Genomic DNA, 15,736 nt, shown 5'->3' with positions numbered 1-15,736 from the left:
CAGGGGCGCCGATCGGACGGTGCGCCAGACTGGGAGATCGGCAGGACCACGGGAACGCAACGGGGGGAGCGGTCGGATGATCGGCTACACGGGACGGGTGACCGGCAAGGTGGGAACGGGGCTGGTCGGTGAGGTGATGCTGCTGGTGCCGGAGCGTCAGGGCAGCGAAGCCTTCCTCGCCTACCTCGCGCTGCCGGGTGAGCCGTTGCCGGTCGGCACCCAGGTCGTGGTGGTCGAGTACCAGCCACCGCGCACGGTCTACGTGGCCCCCGCCCTGTCCTGAACCGCGGCGACCACGGGAGGTCGGGCGCCACACTGCGTCGCTTTCCGGCCGCCGCCGGCCACGCCGGGTGACGACCTGTGACAGGTGTGTCGGACACGCCGCGTCAGACTTCCCATGTGATCGAAACAGGCGCACAATCTCGACTCGCCACCGCGTTCCGCGCAATCCTGCACAACCGAGCGCAGCCACGGAGCGGTGTGCTCTGAAGGGGGATACGGCCGATGTTGATCGGCACCATCGCGGGGATCGTCGCCGCGGCCATCGTGGTCCTGATCGTGCTCTTCAAGCTGTGCTGGCGGGTCGCCGAGCCGAATGAGGCACTGATCATCTCCGGTTCCAGGCACCGCACCGAGGGGCTCGCCGACGGGCTCGGATTCCGGGTGGTGACCGGGCGGGGGACGCTCGTCACGCCCGGCATCCAGGTGGTCCGCAAGCTCTCGCTCGACCTCAACGAGGCCGACCTGGACGTCGAGTGCGTGACCAGCCAGGGGATTCCGGTCCAGGTCAAGGGTGTGGTGATCTTCAAGGTCGGCGACGACACGGTGTCGATCGCCAACGCCGCACGACGCTTCCTGGACCAGCAGAAGATGATGGGCCAGCGGGTCCACAACGTCTTCGCCGGACACCTGCGCTCCATCGTCGGCGGGCTGACCGTCGAGGAGATGATCCGGGACCGCGAGCGGCTGACCGGTGAGACCCGGGCCGCCTCGGGCACCGAGATGGAGAAGCTCGGTCTGATCATCGACTCGTTGCAGATCCAGGAGATCCTGGACCCCACCGGCTACATCAAGAACCTGGCCGCCCCGCACGCCGCCGCCGTCCAGCGCGATGCCCGCATCGCCGCCGCGGCGGCCGACCGCGAGGCCACCGAGGCGGAGCAGGAGGCTTTCGCCCGCAAGGCCGAGGCGACCCGCAACTCGGGGATCCAGCAGGCTGGTTACCAGGCGGAGATGGATACCGCGGCGGCCCGGGCGCTGCAGGCCGGGCCGCTGGCCCAGGCCGCCTCCCGGCAGGAGGTCGTGGTCCAGGAGACCAAGGTCGCCGAGTTGGAGGGTCACCGCAAGGAGCAGCAGTTGCAGGCCGAGGTGCGCAAGCCGGCCGACGCCCGCGCCTACGAGACCCGCACCAAGGCCGAGGCCGACCGCGACGCGCGGATCTCGGCGGCCGAGGCGCAGGCCCGGGAGACCGAGCTGAAGGCCGCGGCCGAGGCGAACCGGGTGAAGATCGCCGCGCAGGCCGAGGCCGAGGCGACCAAGGCCCGGGGGCTCGCCTCCGCCGAGGCCACCAAGGCAACCGGTCAGGCCGAGGCGGCGGCGGCCGAGGCCAAGGGTCTGGCGACGGCCGAGGCGGCCCGCGCGCTGGGTCTGGCCGAGGCCGAGGCGATCAAGGCCCGGGCGGCCGCGCTGGCCGAGAACCAGGAGGCCGTGGTCGCTCAGCAGTTGGCGGAGAACTGGCCGGAAATCGTCCGGGCGGGCGCCGAGGCCTTCGGCAACGTCGAGCACATGGTGCTGCTCAACGGCGCCGAGGGAATGGGCGAGATGTTCGCCAAGGCGCTCACCATGGGCGGCACCGGCCTCGGGCTGGCGCGCCAGCTGCTCGGCTCGATGAACCCGGCCACCGAGGCGGGGCAGGAGGCCGACCGGCCGGCCAGGCCGGCCGCCGGCACCACCACGCACCCGATCCCGGTCCAGGCCGACCCGGGCGCGTAACCAGGAACCGAGCAGTGGCCCGCTCCGCCCCCGGCGGAGCGGGCCACTGCCGGGTCCGAGCCGGACGGCTCAGACCCGGTACGCCTCGGCCAGCGCCGCGAAGACCCGCTTCGGCCGCCAGCCCAGCCCCGGCCGGGCCTGCGGCGCCTCGGGCGGCAGCAGCGCGACCACGCCGTAGGACCCGAGGTCCAGGTCGTGGCGGGGCTCCTCGCGGTGCGGCGCCCGGTAGTGGGCGAAGGTGAACCAGAAGGCGCTGTCCACGCCCTCCTCCTCGAAGACCGCCAGCAGCTCCCGGAGGTAGCGCACCTGCTCCTCCTCGTCCCGGACCAACTCCTCGGTGACGTAGGGCTGCTCGGCGTCGTCCTCGGTGATCGCCCAGCCCATGGCGCCCCGGTCGCCGGCGCCCTGGTAGGCGCAGCAGCCGAACTCGGTGACCACCACCGGCTTTCCGTGCCGGAACTCGTGCCGCAGCTGCTCCCGGTACCGTCCGGCGTTGTCCGCGTCCCGGTAGGCGTCCACGCCGACCAGGTCGAAGGGGGTCCAGTCGATCCGCTCCCAGACGCCCGAGGCGTAGCTCAGCCGTCCGTGGAAGTGCTCGCGGGCCACCCCGGCGGCCCGGGCCAGGAAGGCGTTGAGCTCGGACCCCACGTTCCCGAGGCTCGCGCGCACCGCCGGATCGGTGCTGCCGAGCGCGGCCAGCCGGGCGCCGAACTCGCCGCCGGGCAGGAACCCGGCGGCGAACAGCGAGAGTTCGCAGCCCAGCACCAGCACCACCTCGGCGCCCAGCGACCGGATGTGCTCGGCCCGGCGGGCGCTGTCCGCGAAGTACGGCAGCAGCTCCTCGGCCGCCAGGTCGCAGGGGAACGGCGCGAACCACACCTCCAGGCCGTACCCGGCGGCGAACTCGGCCGCCAGTTCCATCCGTTCGGGATGGGCGCCGCTGATCCGCACTGCGGTGCAGTGCAACTCCTCGGCGATCACCCGCAGTTCCTCGCGCACCACGGCCGGGTCGAACTCCTCCCGGGAGAGCCCGCCGCCCGGAGCGAAGCCGGTGTCGTAGTTGATGCCCTTGCCGCGCATGCTCTCTCTCCTCGCTCCGGTGTGGTGGTTGGTCAGGCCTGCTCGGTGATGAGCTTCTTCATCCGCTCGGTGCACGGGCCGGAGACCACCGAGGCCAGCCCGATCGCGCCGATCAGGAAGACGGTGGGCAGCCAGACCATGGTGGTCAGCGGCAGGGTGTAGGCGCCGACCACCCGGGCCACGCACTCCAGCATCAGCGCGCCGCCCCAGATCACCGAGTGCCGCAGCGCGTAGCGCCGGAACTCCGCCGACTCGACCCACAGCCGGTCCCAGGCGGCTTCCCGGGCGGGCTTCCCACCGGTCAGGAAGGGGCGCAGGCCCACCGCCATCAGCGGCTTGCCACGCAGCGCGGAGAAGAGGATCCCGACGCCGATCGCGCTGCTCACCAGGCCGTCCTTGGCGATCATCAGCCGCGGGTCGCCGGTGAGGAAGGTGGTGACGATGCCGGCCACGTTGACCAGCAGCATCAGGCCGGCCAGCCCTCCCCCGGCCTTCGGCCGGGAGGTGCCCCCAGCCGCCCGTCCCTGGACCAGCCCGTAGACGGTGCGCACGGCCGGCACGACGCTGCTGACGATCAGCGCGGAGACCAGGCTCAGACCGAAGACCGAGTGCGCCAGGTAGTAGGTCGCCAGCGGCACCGCGACGTCCACCACCAGCGGCAGCAGTGCGCTCGCCAGTGGGCTGCGCTGCTTGCCGACCGGTGCCGCCTCGGTGATGGTGGTCTCGCTCATGGCCCGTTCCTCCCGTTGTCCTGCCTGGTGACAAGGGAGATTCTGCCGATCCGAGCTGATCCGCCGTCAGTGCCTTGTGTCGCCGGTGCCGCATGACAGCTGTCACGGCGGCGGCCGTCGGTTGTCACGAAACGCCGCGGCGCCCGCTCCCTGCCGAGCAGGGACGGGCGCCGGAGCGGAGGCGGCGTTGCGGGTCAGCCCTTGGCCGCCCGCTTGACCAGGATCACCACTCCGGCTGCGATGCCGACCACCACCAGGGCCTTGACCGCGAACCAGACCAGCGAGCTGATCACGCTGAAGACGATTCCGAGCACGTTGAACGCGATGATCAGCACCAGGATCGGGACGACGATGTTGCGAACCCAGGAGGGCAGCGACTTCCAGATCTCAGCCATGTCCGTACCTCTTCTTCCCCTTCGGGTCGGCCCTTGGTGCCGCGTCCCGTCCGCTTTCGGTACTTCGATCGTACGAGGGCCCCGAAGCGGAAACGAGGGTTCAAGCCCCTGAGAGAACCCGGATACGGCCCTGAGGGAGGGACCTCAGGGTCGCCCTTATCGGCCTCCTACAACCACGCTGCCGGGCTCACACGGGCCACTGCTCGCCGCGCCAGGCAGCGTCCCAGAACATCCACTCGTACCGGGTGGTGGTGCGCACGTGCTCGTGGATCCGGCGCCGCTCGGTGGGCGAGACCTGCTCGCCGAGCCGGTCGGTCAGCTCCAGCACCCGGCGCACCACCGACTGGAAGGCCTCGTCGCCGTAGACCGCGATCCACCGGGCGTAGAGCGGGTCCGGGGAGGAGGCGGCCAGCAACTGCTCGCCGACCCGGGCGTAGACCCAGTAGCAGGGCAGCACGGCGGCCACCGCCTCGGCGAAGGAACCGCCGTGCACGGTGGCCAGCAGGTAGCTGGTGTAGGCCCGGGTGGTGGGCAGCACCGGTTCGGCGGCAGCCGCTTCGGCGCTCTGTCCGAAGGCCTCCAGGAACTCCGCGTGCATCCCCTGCTCGGCGGCGAGCGCGCCGATCGCGTCGTCCGCGAAGGCCCGCACCTCGGCCTCGCCCGTCGCCTTGGCCGCGCAGCCGGCCAGCGCCCGGGCGTAGTCGCGCAGGTAGTGCGAGTCCTGGACGACGAAGTGGCGGAACGCGGCGCGGGGCAGCGTGCCGTCGGTCAGGCCGGCCAGGAACGGGTGGGAGAGGATCTGGGCGTAGACGGGCGCGACGGTCTCGGCCCACAGCTCCTCGGTCAGGGTCTGGGTCATGCCCACGACCCTATGTCCGGCCCACGACTGCCAGGGTTCACGTCTCGGGCGGTGAGAAGACCACCAACACCCGCAGCTCCTCGGTGATGTGGTGGAAGCGGTGCGGCACCCCGGCCGGCACGAAGACCACGGTGCCGCGCGCCACCGTGCAGGTCTCCTCGCCCACGGTCAGGTAGGCCCGGCCGCTGACCACCTGGTACAGCTCGTCCTGCTGGTGGGCGGACTGGGTGTCGAGCTCGCCGGGTGCCAGCGCGTACAGGCCGGCCGACATGGTGCGCTCCTTCAGGAAGCGCAGATAGGCGCCCTGCTCCTCGGCCCGGTGCCGGTCCAACTCGTCGAGCCGGAAGACCTTCATCAGCTGCTCCTCCTCGGGTGCTTTTCAGCGGCCGCCCTGGCCTGCGACCATGCGGGGCATGAAGCACTTCGTGGTCAAGACCCTCATCAACGCGGCCGCCATCTGGGTGGCCGCCTGGATCGTCAACGGGATCACCCTGTCCGGTGGTGACTGGCAGCAGAAGACGCTGACCGTGATCGCCGTCGCCCTGATCTTCGGCGTGGTGAACTGGCTGATCAAGCCGCTGGTGAAGTTCTTCTCGTTCCCGCTCTTCATCCTGTCGCTGGGCCTGATCACCTTCGTGATCAACGCGCTGATGCTCTGGCTCACCTCGTTCGCCTCCGACCGGCTGAAGCTCGATTTCCACGTCCAGGGCTTCCTGCCGGCGCTGCTCGGTTCGCTGATCATCAGCCTGGTCGCCTGGGGCCTGCACCTGGCGGTCGGTGACGAGGACTGAGCGCGGGGTGACCGCACCCGGCCGGCCGTCCGCGCGCGGTCAGTTCGTCCGTCCGTGCGAGTTTCGTCCCCGCCGGGCCGAGGGATGCTGAGGCACAACAGGCATCCGGAGGTGACCTGAGTGGCCGAGGTGACTCCCCACCCCCGTCCCGTGGTCAAGCGCACCGCGCGGGCGATCCTGCTCGACCTGTCGGCCGACGACCCCTGGCACGGTCCGGCCGAACTGATCGTGATCAAGCGCACCAGGCCCGGCTGCCACCCGTACTGGATCACGCCGGGCGGCGGGGTCGAGCCGGCCGACCGCAGCGTGACCGACGCCCTGCACCGCGAGGTGGACGAGGAGTTGGGCGGCAAGGTGGTCGACGTGGTCCCGGCCTTCGTGGACACCGTCGCGCACGCGCACCACGAGGACGGCTCCCCGGCCCACCCGCACGGGGTCAAGGTGCAGCACTTCTTCGTCTGCCGGCTGGCCGCGCTGGACCCGGCGCTGCGGCACGGCCCCGAGGTGGACGAGCCGCGCGGCGAGTACGAGATCGTCCGGCTGCCCTTCACCCGCGAGGGCGTCACCTCGGTCAACCTGGTGCCGCCCTCGCTCCGGGCCTACCTGGCTGCCAACATCGAGGGCGTGCGGGCGATGCTCGCCGCCGACCTGGGCTGAGCTGCTCGGGCTGCTCGGCCTGCTCGGCTTACTCTGCGCCCAGGTCGTGGTGCACCCACTCGGGCCGCACGCCCGAGCGGGTCAGCGCGGCGGCCGCCCGGCGGACCATCGCGGGCGGGCCGCTGAGGAACGCGCGGTGGCCGTCCCACGGACCGCGCTGCACCACCACGTCGGAGAGCAGCCCGCACAGCGCGCCGTCGGTGCGCTCCTCGGAGAGCACCGGGTGCACCGCGAGCCACGGGTGGCGCCGCTCCAACTCCCGCAGGGCGGGCAGCTGGTAGAGCTCCGCGGTCTGCCGGGCGCCGTAGAAGACCTCGAGCCGGCGGCCCGCGGCCCCGTGCTCGGCCACCTCCTCGACCAGTGCCGCGATCGGCGCGATCCCGGTGCCACCGCCCAGGCAGAGCAGCCGCCCCGGATCGGCGTGGTCGAGCACCATGGTCCCGGCCGGCGGGCCGAGCCGCAGCACGTCCCCGGGCGCCGCCCGGCGGACCAGCGCGCTGCTCACCCAACCCGCCTGCAGCGCCTTGACGTGGAAGGTCAGCAGCCCGTCCGGGCGCGGCGCGGTGGCGAACGAGAAGTGCCGCCAGACCCGCGGCCACCAGGGCGTCTCCAGGGTGGTGTACTGGCCGGCCCGGTACGGGTACGCCTGGTCGGGGCGGACGGTGAGCTGGGCGATGTCCCGGCCCAGGCTCTGGTGGGAGACCACCTCCGCCTGCCACCAGGGCGGCGAGGTCTTGGCGGCCTGCTCGGCCGCGTCGATCATCAGCTGGGCGACCACCCCGTAGACCCGGCGCCAGGCCAGCTCGGTCTCGGCGTCCCAGTGGCTGCCGCAGTACCTCGCCAGCGAGGCCACCAGGCACTCGCCCACCGGCGCGTAGTGGCCGGTCAGCGTGCCGTACTTGCGGTGTCCCTGGCCGAGCCGGGTGAGGTAGGCGGTCAGCGAGGCGGGGTCGTCGGCGCTGCGGGCGGCCTGGAGCAGGGCCCGGAAGAGGCGGTCGCGCTGCACGTCCATGCCGGCCGGGAAGAGCGAGCGGATCTCGGGGTGGTGGAGGAAGATCAGCGCGTAGAAGTGCGCGGTGGCCCGGTCGGCGACCGGCTCGACGACGGCCAGGGTGGCGCGGATCAGCTCCAGGTCGCGCGGGGTGGGGGGTTGGGCTGCGGGGGCGACGGCGGGGGCGAGCGCCGGTGGCGGGGCGGCGGTGCCGAGCGTCTCGACGGCCCAGGCCTGGCTCCAGTGGTCGCCCGGGCCCGCCCAGTTGAGGCCGGGGGCCCAGCGGAACAGCGGCTCGATGGCGGGGCGGGGCTCGATGGCGGAGCGGGGGTCGGGGAGCGGGCTCGGCTCGACGGGTGGCCGGGTCTCGGCGACGGGTGCCGGGATCGCCGGGGGTTCGCTGGGCATCGGCGGCACCACCACCGGCAGCACAGGCCGACCCGCCGGCGGGTCGGGGGGTGCCTCGCCGGCGGACATCCCCGGCACCGCCGTGGCCGCCGGCGAACCATGCCCCGAGCGGACCAGCAGCGCGGAGAGCGACTTCACTTTGACTTGACGCGTACTCAAGAGAATCGTTTCGCCTCCGGTCGTCCCAGCAACGCCGCATGCAGCGTGGCACGGCCGAAAAGCTGATCCGACAAATCGCGCAAACGCCGGACGGACGCCCCGTCCGCGCGCTAAGCTCGCGCCCTTTGCATACCGGGAGGCCGGTGGGCCCACTCCGTTGTGGTCTGCGCGCAGCGGGAAGAAGGCCGCCGACCTGCACTTTCGCGCAGATCTGCGGCCTTCGGAAGGCAGGGGTCCCACAAGAGCGGGATCGTCAGTGGGTCAGTTGGAGGGGCTGGCGAAGTGGTCGAACTCGCCGTCCTTGACGCCCTGGAGGAACTTGGCGAACTTGGTGGGGGTGGTGCGGACGATGACGTCACCCTCGTCGGACTCGCGGAGTTCGACCAGGTCGTCTGCAGTGCGGACTTCTACGCACTGGTTGTTGGCAGCGCTGTAGCTGGACTTCTGCCACGCTGAACTAGTCATGCCTGTTCTGCATCTCTTCCATGATCGAGCGAATGAAGGATCGCGATTCATCTTCTGACAGGGCAACAGATCTGATGTGCTCAAGGGTCGCACGGTAGCGACTCAGGTGAGCGGGCAGATCAAAGACGTGGGACCCGTAGGACGCATCGGCCTGAACTGTGTCCAGTTCTGGGACAGGCCCGGTCAGATGGGTGAGATCCTCACTTGGGATCGGGAAGTCGGCCACCTCGAACGGCACGATCCGGATGGAGATTCCTGGGTGCTCGTAGTCTTCGACAAGCGAGGCAAGCTGACCGATGAGCACATCACGCCCACCGTACTGGCCGCGTAGAGCGGCCTCGTGCACGAGCGCCAGGTACGGTGTGCCACCGGATCGAACCACCTGCTGCCTACGCAGGCGGAACGTGGTCCTGAGGTCGACCTCTTGCGGTAGCAACGGCAGGGGTCCTCTTGCGAACAGCGCACTGGCATAGGAACGCGTCTGCAGCAGCCCCGGGATGTAGACCATGGCGAAGCTTGCGATCCTCTTCGCGTGGCCTTCCAGTTCTGCCACCTCCAGGTAGTCGACCGGAAGGACACCTCGATACTCCTCCCACCAGCCACCTTTGCCCCGATCAGCGATGACATCGGCCAACGCTTCGAGCAAGGGCTGGTTGTCGCACATGCACATTCCGGCAATGGTGTACAAGCGCTCCACGCTGAGCCCCGTCTTGCCGCTCTCCATCTGCGTGACGTGGGCAGGGTTGATGCCGAGTTGGCGTGCGAGCTGGCTGCCTCCGAGGCCAGCCTGCTCCCGCATCCGCCGCAGCTCGGTGCCAAGTCGGCGCTGACGGAGCGTCGGGTTGGTTCGAAGGGCCATGGTCTCCTCTCAACAGCTGGTTGAGAGCAGTCTGCCGCACGCCCAGCACCGCGCCATCCACGATCGGATGAACCTCGTGATGCGCGGCACAAATTTGGGACCCTGTGCGCTATGGTCGTTGCCATACCGATCCGACGGATCGTCAGTAACGCCTGTCACCAGGGCAGTAGGCGCATGCTGCCCCGCACCGCAGAGCAGCCACACGCGACCTCAACCAGTCCCGTCCTGGCCTGGCTCACGGCGACGCATCCGCCGATCACCTCACCACCCCACCGCCTCGCGGAGGTTCCCCATGCGTTCCTGCACCCTGCCCACCTTCCCCCAGCCGCCCGACTGGTCCGCTGCCCGGGAGGAGCTGCGCGACCTGCTGACCACCGCCGAGTGGTCCTCCGACCTGATCCACGACGCCGAACTCGCCTTGCACGAGCTCTTCGTCAACGCCTGGAAGCACGGGGGCAGCCTCGCGCCCGTCGTTGTGGTCGTGCTCCTCGCCGATCAGGCCTTCCGCACGCTCCGGGTCTCCGTCGCCGACGACAGCCCAGCCCTGCCCGAGCAGCGCACCCGCACCGCCGACCCGTACGAGCTGTCCGGCAGGGGGCTGCACCTGGTCCGCTCGCTCACCCACCGGTTCGGCGCCGCCCCGCACAAGCGCGGAGGCAAGCGCGTCTGGTTCGAGCTGGACTCGGCCGCATGACCGCCGTCCGCCGCGCGCCGATCGCGCCGGCCAACCCCACCACGCGCGACTGCACCGACGCCCAGCTCACCGTCAGCACCCTGATCAACGAGGCGGAAGCGGAGGGCAGCTCGTGGGAGTCTTGATCGTCCTCGGCAGCGCCCCGCCCCACGTCGAGCGGACCACCGTCGCCCACCTCGACGTCGAGTCCGCGCCCGACGCCGCCATCCAGCTCCGGGCCGCCGTCGACCTCGACATCCACGTCGGCCCCGGCGAACAACTCGCCCTCGCCCTCACCCACCAGCAGGCCGACCACCTGCTCCAGGACCTGGCCGCCCGGCTCGGCCAGCGCCTCATCGGCATCCGCCGGTGAGGCCCAGCACCGAGGACGCCCTGATCATCGCGGCCCTGGCGATCTGCTTCGCGCTCGCGATCGCCGGCGTCGCCCTCGGAGTCGTCACCTCACTCCGGCTGACCAGGCCCGGCGAGGACACCACCACCCCGCCGGGCCCACCCCCTGCGACTAGCTAGGGTTCCATCCGGCGGACGTACACGCCGTCGTCGAGCAGGGAGAAGCCATGCCCCTCCCAGGCGCGCCGGAGCTTCGCAACGGCCTCCTCGTCCGGCCGCCGAACCTCAGGGTCATCGGACTCGTACGAGCAGACCTCTCCGGGGCCGTGCTGCGGATGGACGGGGGCCGGGTAGCACACTGCCAGCGTCCCAGGCACAGAGAAGCGGCGCAGGGCTTCGACGGCCAGGCGCATCCCCACGCCCTTCCCGCGCCATTCGTCGGAGACCTCGACCGACTCCAGCAGGAGCAGCAGCGAGGGCTGCAGCTCAGCCACGGCAGGGGGCATCCTGCCGTCCTCAGTGAAGATCACCTGCGGGATGCGGTCGAGAACGCCCGGGTCGGCGTCCAGCACCTCCCGGATGTTCGGGACCGCACCGGGAACAACACGGGTGATCACGGCGGTCCCGAACACCTTGGCCGGCTCATTCTCGTAGAAGGACGCCGTCCAGCGGTCCGCCCTCAGCGTCCAGTCCGTCTCGGAGAAGTGCCGCGTGCTGTACGCGATCACAAGTCGGTCATCCATCGCCGCTCTCCCATGAAAGTGGGGGCAGGCCCCTCGCGACGCGCGCGAGAGGCCTGCCGCCCTGTCAGCTGAGCCGCTACTTCTGCGGCGGGTTGGGGTTCTCCGGCGCGGGCTTGCCCGCGTGCTTCGGCGGCGGCTTCGCGTCGCCCTTGTGCTTCATCGTGGCGGTGCTCATGAGTCGTTCCTCTTGCTCCTACTCGTCGCGGTCGGGGTCGGTGGTGTCGCCGTCCGGCGGCATGGGGCCCGGCGGCCTCTCAGTGGGAGATGTCACGATCGTGTCCTCCTTCGTACAACTGGTGCTTCGGACAGTCGCACCACGCGGTGTTGACCAGCTCGTGCGTACCGCGCGCGAGGCGAGCTGCCTGTGCGGCGAGGTACTCGGCTCGGATCGCGGCCATCTCCTCGGCGCTGACCGTCTTCATGGTTCGGGTGCTCACGGTCACAGCAATCCACTCCCTGCTGGCAGTTGGGACTGTCCCCAGTAGGAAGGTAGGAGCCAGGGCAACAGCGTCTCCAGGAACTTGCCCTGGTTTGCCCGGAGGTTCAGCCCAGCGAGTCGATCGCGGTGGTCATAACGGACCGGAGAGCAGCTCCGTAGACAGCGAACTGCCCGAGCTGGGCGAAGGTGCGGGCGTACTGCCGCACCTCGCTGGGCTGGGTGATGGTGACCTCGGCCGTGACGATCTCGACGACGACACGCGCCTGGTCGAAGATCCAGAAGCCTTCGACCGGCCACAACGCGCGCCGAACGTTGGACGGGATGACGCCGAGGCTGACATGCGGTAGCGCGGCCACCTGGAGGAGATGGCCGTACTGGGCAGCCATGGTCTCGTCATCCGCCACGCGGGAGCGCAGAGCGGACTCCTCGATCAGGAAGGCGAAGCGCCGCTCACTGCCGTCGTACAGCACTTCCTGCTTCTGCAGCCTGCCGTCGACCGCCGCCTCGATCTCCGCTTCGATGTCGGCACCCGAAGCCAAGCGGCGTACGGACGTGCTGAGGATGGCCGCAGCGTAAGCCCTTGTCTGGAGGAGCCCAGGAATGACGCCGGGCTCATAGATGCGGAAGTGCCGGGTGCCCTTGAAGAGCGGTACCGCCGTGTACTGAATGTGGCGGGCACCGGTCCGTGCGGCGCGGCGCCATTCGACGTACATGCCTTCGATGCCGTGGGCGGCGGCGATCAGGTCGTCGGCTTGGTCGGGAACACCGCAAATGGCTGCCCACGCGCGGATGTCGTCGCTGCTGGGGAGCCTGCGTCCGCTCTGGATATTGGAGCACTTGGACTCATGCCAACCAGCGCGAGAGGCAAGCTCCCGCGCTGTGAGGCGTGCGTCTCTCCTGATCTCTCCCAGCCGTTTTCCGAGGTCGAGTCGGCGCTGCTGGACTGCTGGCGTTTGGGCGGTCACGGTTCGTCAGATGATGCTGTAGTCCTCGTGCGGCACGGCTTGTCGCCAGACTTCCTCGAATGCGTTCCGGCACAGGTTGACGGCTGCCGGTCGCGTGTCGATCTCGGTGCCTTCCCAGTCCCCGTTGCCCGCGAAGTGAAGAACGAGGAGGGTCTCATCATCGAACAGCCAGAAGTCGTTCCCCGGCAGAGCGATGGCGGTGCCCTGCCGTCGCGGAAGCCATCGGACGTCCTCGCCGGCAGGCTGGTTGAGCGACGTCGTGTACTCGTACTCGAAGCGCAGGTAGTCGCTGGCGGGCGTCGAGAAGACGCGGGCGCGCTGCACCCGGACTCCTCGGTGCGTGGCATCCGAGACTGCCGCGCGCCACGCCTGGCTCCCAGCGTCCAGCTCTACCCGCTTCTCTCGCTGCCAGGTGATGAAGCTCGGATCGTCGAGCATGTATCCGTCGCGCATCTCAAGGTGCTTGGCGCTCCTGGTCGCAGCCCTGAGCAACTGTTCAACTGTCGGCGTCGGCACCGTGGTTGACCTCCGGGAAGAACTTCATCATGCGGCGCGGGAACTCGATGACATCCTCATGGTCCGGGATGTCCAGCTGCGACAGCCGCTCCTCGTCAAGCACCTTCCACCCTTGCAGCAGGTAGTTGCCGGTGACGTCGTCGTAGTAGACGGTAGGCGAGTTGCCGTCGCGACTCTCGGGGTCCTGCCCGAGCCTGTGCAGTGCCATCGTGCGTCTCCTTCGGCTGCGGAGTCGAGCGCTGTGACACAGCTTGCCGTGGTTGTGGGCTCAGAACTCCGAACTTGCCCGAACTTGCCAGCACGGGACCAGCGGAGGTCGAGATCCCCCAGGTCGGGAGATCCCTCCTCGGCCTGGCCACGGCGGTCATCGTGAAGCACCGCCGCAGCCTTGCTCAGCGTCGCCCGCTGCTCAGACCTGCCGCAGCAGCATCCCCGGCCGTTCCACGCAGTCCGCGACGAAGCGCAGGAACCCGCCCGCCGTGCCGCCGTCGCAGACCCGGTGGTCGAAGGTGAACGACAGCTGGGTCACTTGGCGGACCGCCAACTCACCTTCGTGGACCCATGGTTTGGCCGTGATCCGGCCCACCCCGAGCATCGCCGCCTCCGGGTGGTTGAGGATCGGGGTGGAGCCGTCGACGCCGAAGACGCCGTAGTTGTTGAGCGTGAAGGTGCCGCCGGTCAGCTCGGCCGGGGTGAGCGAGCCGGCGCGCGCGGAAGCTGTCAACCGGCCCAGCTCGGCTCCGAGTTGCTCGGTGGTCAGCTGCTGGGCGGCGCGCACCACCGGGACCACCAGGCCGCGCTCGCTCTGCGCGGCGAAGCCCAGGTGGACGGCGGTGTGCCGGCGCAGCGCGGCGGGCGCGCCGTTCGCGTCCAGGTCGACGCTGGCGTTGAGCTCGGGGTGGCGGGCCAGTGCGGCCACGCAGATCCGGGCGAACAGTGCGAGCAGGCTGACCTTCGGGGCGCCCGGTGCCTGGTTCATCTGGGCGCGCACGGCGAGCAGTTCGGTCGCGTCCGCGTCCACCCAGACGGTGACCGCCGGGATCTCGTGGTGGCTGCGGGTGAGCTTCTCGGCGACCGTGCGGCGCAGGCCGCGCAGCGGGACGACCTCCGCGTCCGCCGACACCGCGGCCGGTGCCGGGGCGGCGACCGGCCGGAGCGCACGCTCCACGTCGGCGCGCATGATCAGGCCGTCCGGGCCGCTGCCGGTCAGGGTGGCCAGGTCGACCCCGTGCTCGCGGGCCAGCTTGCGCACCAGCGGGGAGATGACCGCGACTGCGCTGCGGACGGGCGGTGCGGGCGGCGCCTCGACGGTGCGGACGCCGGTCACGCCCACCCGGCGGCGCCGCGAGCCCTTGCCGCCCTCCGCCACGCCGAAGCCGACCAGCGGCCGCTCGTTCTCGGCGGTGCCCGGGTCGGGGACGTCCGTCCCCGGCTCCGGCGCGACGGCCACGGTGACCAGCGGCTGCCCCACCGCCCGCTCCTCGCCGACCTCGCCGTACCGCGCGGTGACCACCCCGCCGTACGGGCAGGGCACCTCCACCATCGCCTTGGCGGTCTCCACCTCGACCACCGGCTGGTCGACGGCGATCACGTCGCCGACCTCCACCAGCCAGCGCACCACCTCGGCCCCGGTCAGTCCCTCGCCGAGGTCGGGCAGGGTGAACTCGCGCACGATGGGCATCACGCTCAGTCCTCCCACTGCAGCTTGGCGACCGCGTCCAGGATCCGGTCCACCCCGGGCAGGTGGTGGTGCTCCAGCATCGGCGGCGGGAACGGGATGTCGAAGCCGGTCACCCGCAGCACGGGCGCGGCCAGGTGGTGGAAGCAGCGCTCGGTGACCCGGGCGGCGATCTCGGCGCCGACCCCGCCGAAGCCGGTCGACTCGTGCACCACCACCGCGCGGCCCACCGAGCGGACCACCTGGGCGACCGTGGCGTCGTCGAACGGCACCAGGCTGCGCAGGTCGAGCACCGCGAGGTCCCAGCCCTCGGCCTTCGCGGCCTCGGCGGCCTCCAGGCAGACGGGTAGCGAGGGACCGTAGGTGATCAGCACTGCCGAGCCGCCCTGGCGGCGCAGCACCGCCCGCCCGATCGGCTCGGTGGCGGCGGCGGTGTTCAGCTCGGCCTTGGACCAGTAGAGCCGCTTGGGCTCCAGGAAGATCACCGGGTCGTCGGAGGCGATCGAGGCGCGCAGCAGCCCGTAGGCGTCGTCCACGGTGGCCGGGGTGACCACGTGCAGGCCCGGGGTGCTCGCGTAGTACGACTCGGAGGAGTCGCTGTGGTGCTCGACCCCGCCGATCCCGCCGCCGTAGGGGATCCGGACGGTGATCGGCAGCGCCAGCTTGCCGGCCGTGCGGTTGCGCATCTTGGCGACGTGCGAGACGAGTTGCTCCATCGCCGGGTAGGCGAAGGCGTCGAACTGCATCTCCACCACCGGCCGCAGCCCGTACATCGCCATGCCGACCGCGGTGCCCAGGATGCCCGCCTCGGCGAGCGGGGTGTCCAGGCAGCGGTCCGCGCCGAACTCGGCCGCCAGGCCGTCGGTGATCCGGAAGACGCCGCCCAGCGTGCCGACGTCCTCGCCCAGCAGATGGACCGTCGGATCGGCCCGCATCTCGTCGCGCAGCGCGGCGTTGAGCGCCTGCGCCATGGTGCTGGTGCGC

The 15,736-nt window shown here is 70.7% G+C and carries 23 protein-coding genes; 8 read left to right on the top strand and 15 right to left on the bottom strand.

Annotated features, from left to right (window positions below; translation table 11 throughout):
- Positions 1 to 76: 76 nt before the first annotated feature.
- Both ABH937_RS03745 and ABH937_RS03740 read left to right on the top strand, forming a co-directional pair.
- A complete protein-coding gene (locus tag ABH937_RS03745; protein WP_280691246.1) occupies positions 77 to 283 on the top strand; it encodes a hypothetical protein in 207 nt (68 codons plus the stop codon).
- A gap of 221 nt (positions 284 to 504) precedes the next feature.
- Positions 505 to 1,992 (top strand): flotillin family protein, encoded by a 1,488-nt coding sequence (locus ABH937_RS03740; protein WP_280691245.1) that lies wholly within the window; start codon positions 505 to 507, stop codon positions 1,990 to 1,992.
- Between the two features lie 69 nt (positions 1,993 to 2,061).
- Here ABH937_RS03740 and ABH937_RS03735 read toward each other — a convergent pair whose 3' ends face one another.
- From ABH937_RS03735 to ABH937_RS03715, 5 genes are all read right to left on the bottom strand, one after another.
- Entirely contained in the window at positions 2,062 to 3,072 is a 1,011-nt protein-coding gene (locus ABH937_RS03735; RefSeq protein WP_280691244.1) for a hypothetical protein, read from the bottom strand.
- 32 nt (positions 3,073 to 3,104) lie between these two features.
- On the bottom strand, positions 3,105 to 3,803 hold the full coding sequence (locus tag ABH937_RS03730) for a VC0807 family protein (protein WP_280691243.1): 699 nt from the start codon (positions 3,801 to 3,803) through the stop codon (positions 3,105 to 3,107).
- Positions 3,804 to 3,997: 194 nt separating this feature from the next.
- A complete protein-coding gene (locus ABH937_RS03725; protein WP_280691242.1) occupies positions 3,998 to 4,198 on the bottom strand; it encodes a DUF5326 family protein in 201 nt (66 codons plus the stop codon).
- 187 nt (positions 4,199 to 4,385) lie between these two features.
- On the bottom strand, positions 4,386 to 5,057 hold the full coding sequence (gene tenA / locus ABH937_RS03720; protein WP_370217206.1) for a thiaminase II: 672 nt from the start codon (positions 5,055 to 5,057) through the stop codon (positions 4,386 to 4,388).
- Positions 5,058 to 5,094: 37 nt separating this feature from the next.
- Positions 5,095 to 5,412 carry a cupin domain-containing protein gene (locus tag ABH937_RS03715; protein ID WP_280691240.1) on the bottom strand — a complete coding sequence of 106 codons (318 nt, stop codon included), beginning with the start codon at positions 5,410 to 5,412 and terminating at the stop codon, positions 5,095 to 5,097.
- 58 nt (positions 5,413 to 5,470) lie between these two features.
- On the opposite strand from ABH937_RS03715, the gene ABH937_RS03710 reads away from it, so the two are divergent.
- Both ABH937_RS03710 and ABH937_RS03705 read left to right on the top strand, forming a co-directional pair.
- A complete protein-coding gene (locus ABH937_RS03710; protein ID WP_370217205.1) occupies positions 5,471 to 5,848 on the top strand; it encodes a phage holin family protein in 378 nt (125 codons plus the stop codon).
- Positions 5,849 to 5,968: 120 nt separating this feature from the next.
- On the top strand, positions 5,969 to 6,505 hold the full coding sequence (locus tag ABH937_RS03705; RefSeq protein WP_370217203.1) for an NUDIX domain-containing protein: 537 nt from the start codon (positions 5,969 to 5,971) through the stop codon (positions 6,503 to 6,505).
- 28 nt (positions 6,506 to 6,533) lie between these two features.
- On the opposite strand, the gene ABH937_RS03700 is transcribed toward ABH937_RS03705, so the two are convergent.
- The 3 genes from ABH937_RS03700 to ABH937_RS03690 form a co-directional block, all read right to left on the bottom strand.
- Entirely contained in the window at positions 6,534 to 8,063 is a 1,530-nt protein-coding gene (locus ABH937_RS03700) for a globin domain-containing protein (RefSeq protein WP_370217202.1), read from the bottom strand.
- A 261-nt stretch (positions 8,064 to 8,324) separates the two neighbouring features.
- Entirely contained in the window at positions 8,325 to 8,528 is a 204-nt protein-coding gene (locus ABH937_RS03695) for a DUF397 domain-containing protein (RefSeq protein WP_280691236.1), read from the bottom strand.
- The gene (locus ABH937_RS03690; protein ID WP_280691235.1) at positions 8,521 to 9,387 is read right to left on the bottom strand and encodes a helix-turn-helix transcriptional regulator; all 867 of its coding nucleotides are present in this window, start codon (positions 9,385 to 9,387) and stop codon (positions 8,521 to 8,523) included. Before ABH937_RS03690 ends, ABH937_RS03695 begins: the two co-directional genes overlap by 8 nt.
- Before the next feature lie 292 nt (positions 9,388 to 9,679).
- On the opposite strand from ABH937_RS03690, the gene ABH937_RS03685 reads away from it, so the two are divergent.
- Genes ABH937_RS03685 through ABH937_RS03670 form a run of 4 tightly spaced genes read left to right on the top strand, consistent with a single transcriptional unit; the run spans position 9,680 to position 10,591 of the window.
- Complete coding sequence (locus ABH937_RS03685) at positions 9,680 to 10,081, top strand: ATP-binding protein (RefSeq protein WP_370217201.1); 402 nt, start codon at positions 9,680 to 9,682, stop codon at positions 10,079 to 10,081.
- Positions 10,078 to 10,206, top strand: a complete 129-nt coding sequence (locus ABH937_RS03680) for a hypothetical protein (RefSeq protein ID WP_280691233.1) — start codon at positions 10,078 to 10,080, stop codon at positions 10,204 to 10,206. The genes ABH937_RS03685 and ABH937_RS03680 overlap by 4 nt, the downstream gene beginning before the upstream one ends.
- Positions 10,194 to 10,433, top strand: coding sequence for a hypothetical protein (locus ABH937_RS03675; RefSeq protein WP_280691232.1), 240 nt, complete (start codon positions 10,194 to 10,196; stop codon positions 10,431 to 10,433). The genes ABH937_RS03680 and ABH937_RS03675 overlap by 13 nt, the downstream gene beginning before the upstream one ends.
- Positions 10,430 to 10,591, top strand: a complete 162-nt coding sequence (locus tag ABH937_RS03670) for a hypothetical protein (protein ID WP_280691231.1) — start codon at positions 10,430 to 10,432, stop codon at positions 10,589 to 10,591. The genes ABH937_RS03675 and ABH937_RS03670 overlap by 4 nt, the downstream gene beginning before the upstream one ends.
- On the opposite strand, the gene ABH937_RS03665 is transcribed toward ABH937_RS03670, so the two are convergent.
- The 7 genes from ABH937_RS03665 to ABH937_RS03635 all read right to left on the bottom strand — a co-directional run bounded on the left by ABH937_RS03665 (position 10,588) and on the right by ABH937_RS03635 (position 15,723).
- The gene (locus ABH937_RS03665) at positions 10,588 to 11,154 is read right to left on the bottom strand and encodes a hypothetical protein (RefSeq protein WP_280691230.1); all 567 of its coding nucleotides are present in this window, start codon (positions 11,152 to 11,154) and stop codon (positions 10,588 to 10,590) included. The two genes, ABH937_RS03670 and ABH937_RS03665, sit on opposite strands and share 4 nt — an antisense overlap.
- 254 nt (positions 11,155 to 11,408) lie before the next feature.
- Positions 11,409 to 11,591: a hypothetical protein gene (locus ABH937_RS03660; protein WP_280691229.1), complete on the bottom strand. Its 183-nt coding sequence runs from the start codon at positions 11,589 to 11,591 to the stop codon at positions 11,409 to 11,411.
- 106 nt (positions 11,592 to 11,697) lie between these two features.
- Positions 11,698 to 12,558 carry a helix-turn-helix transcriptional regulator gene (locus ABH937_RS03655; protein WP_280691228.1) on the bottom strand — a complete coding sequence of 287 codons (861 nt, stop codon included), beginning with the start codon at positions 12,556 to 12,558 and terminating at the stop codon, positions 11,698 to 11,700.
- A gap of 6 nt (positions 12,559 to 12,564) precedes the next feature.
- Positions 12,565 to 13,011, bottom strand: coding sequence for a DUF6879 family protein (locus ABH937_RS03650; protein ID WP_280691227.1), 447 nt, complete (start codon positions 13,009 to 13,011; stop codon positions 12,565 to 12,567).
- 43 nt (positions 13,012 to 13,054) lie between these two features.
- Positions 13,055 to 13,282, bottom strand: a complete 228-nt coding sequence (locus tag ABH937_RS03645; protein WP_280691226.1) for a hypothetical protein — start codon at positions 13,280 to 13,282, stop codon at positions 13,055 to 13,057.
- 201 nt (positions 13,283 to 13,483) lie between these two features.
- On the bottom strand, positions 13,484 to 14,755 hold the full coding sequence (locus tag ABH937_RS03640) for a dihydrolipoamide acetyltransferase family protein (protein ID WP_280691225.1): 1,272 nt from the start codon (positions 14,753 to 14,755) through the stop codon (positions 13,484 to 13,486).
- 5 nt (positions 14,756 to 14,760) lie between these two features.
- Positions 14,761 to 15,723: an alpha-ketoacid dehydrogenase subunit beta gene (locus ABH937_RS03635; RefSeq protein ID WP_280691333.1), complete on the bottom strand. Its 963-nt coding sequence runs from the start codon at positions 15,721 to 15,723 to the stop codon at positions 14,761 to 14,763.
- Between the last annotated feature and the right edge of the window lie 13 nt (positions 15,724 to 15,736).

The sequence above is a fragment of the Kitasatospora sp. GAS1066B genome (assembly GCF_041262605.1).
Lineage (GTDB): Bacteria > Actinomycetota > Actinomycetes > Streptomycetales > Streptomycetaceae > Kitasatospora.
Note: the sequence above shows the minus strand (reverse complement) of the source record. Positions and strands in the feature narration are given on the sequence as shown.

Excerpts from the sequence above, each read along its gene's own strand:
- ABH937_RS03690 (WP_280691235.1), bottom strand. The coding sequence starts at position 9,387 with ATGGCCCTTCGAACCAACCCGACGCTCCGTCAGCGCCGACTTGGCACC.
- ABH937_RS03730 (WP_280691243.1), bottom strand. The coding sequence starts at position 3,803 with ATGAGCGAGACCACCATCACCGAGGCGGCACCGGTCGGCAAGCAGCGC.
- ABH937_RS03640 (WP_280691225.1), bottom strand. The coding sequence starts at position 14,755 with ATGCCCATCGTGCGCGAGTTCACCCTGCCCGACCTCGGCGAGGGACTG.
- ABH937_RS03725 (WP_280691242.1), bottom strand. The coding sequence starts at position 4,198 with ATGGCTGAGATCTGGAAGTCGCTGCCCTCCTGGGTTCGCAACATCGTC.
- ABH937_RS03665 (WP_280691230.1), bottom strand. The coding sequence starts at position 11,154 with ATGGATGACCGACTTGTGATCGCGTACAGCACGCGGCACTTCTCCGAG.
- ABH937_RS03685 (WP_370217201.1), top strand. The coding sequence starts at position 9,680 with ATGCGTTCCTGCACCCTGCCCACCTTCCCCCAGCCGCCCGACTGGTCC.
- ABH937_RS03735 (WP_280691244.1), bottom strand. The coding sequence starts at position 3,072 with ATGCGCGGCAAGGGCATCAACTACGACACCGGCTTCGCTCCGGGCGGC.
- ABH937_RS03715 (WP_280691240.1), bottom strand. The coding sequence starts at position 5,412 with ATGAAGGTCTTCCGGCTCGACGAGTTGGACCGGCACCGGGCCGAGGAG.
- ABH937_RS03710 (WP_370217205.1), top strand. The coding sequence starts at position 5,471 with ATGAAGCACTTCGTGGTCAAGACCCTCATCAACGCGGCCGCCATCTGG.
- ABH937_RS03635 (WP_280691333.1), bottom strand. The coding sequence starts at position 15,723 with ATGGCGCAGGCGCTCAACGCCGCGCTGCGCGACGAGATGCGGGCCGAT.
- ABH937_RS03745 (WP_280691246.1), top strand. The coding sequence starts at position 77 with ATGATCGGCTACACGGGACGGGTGACCGGCAAGGTGGGAACGGGGCTG.
- ABH937_RS03645 (WP_280691226.1), bottom strand. The coding sequence starts at position 13,282 with ATGGCACTGCACAGGCTCGGGCAGGACCCCGAGAGTCGCGACGGCAAC.
- ABH937_RS03680 (WP_280691233.1), top strand. The coding sequence starts at position 10,078 with ATGACCGCCGTCCGCCGCGCGCCGATCGCGCCGGCCAACCCCACCACG.
- ABH937_RS03740 (WP_280691245.1), top strand. The coding sequence starts at position 505 with ATGTTGATCGGCACCATCGCGGGGATCGTCGCCGCGGCCATCGTGGTC.
- tenA (WP_370217206.1), bottom strand. The coding sequence starts at position 5,057 with ATGACCCAGACCCTGACCGAGGAGCTGTGGGCCGAGACCGTCGCGCCC.
- ABH937_RS03650 (WP_280691227.1), bottom strand. The coding sequence starts at position 13,011 with ATGCGCGACGGATACATGCTCGACGATCCGAGCTTCATCACCTGGCAG.
- ABH937_RS03695 (WP_280691236.1), bottom strand. The coding sequence starts at position 8,528 with ATGACTAGTTCAGCGTGGCAGAAGTCCAGCTACAGCGCTGCCAACAAC.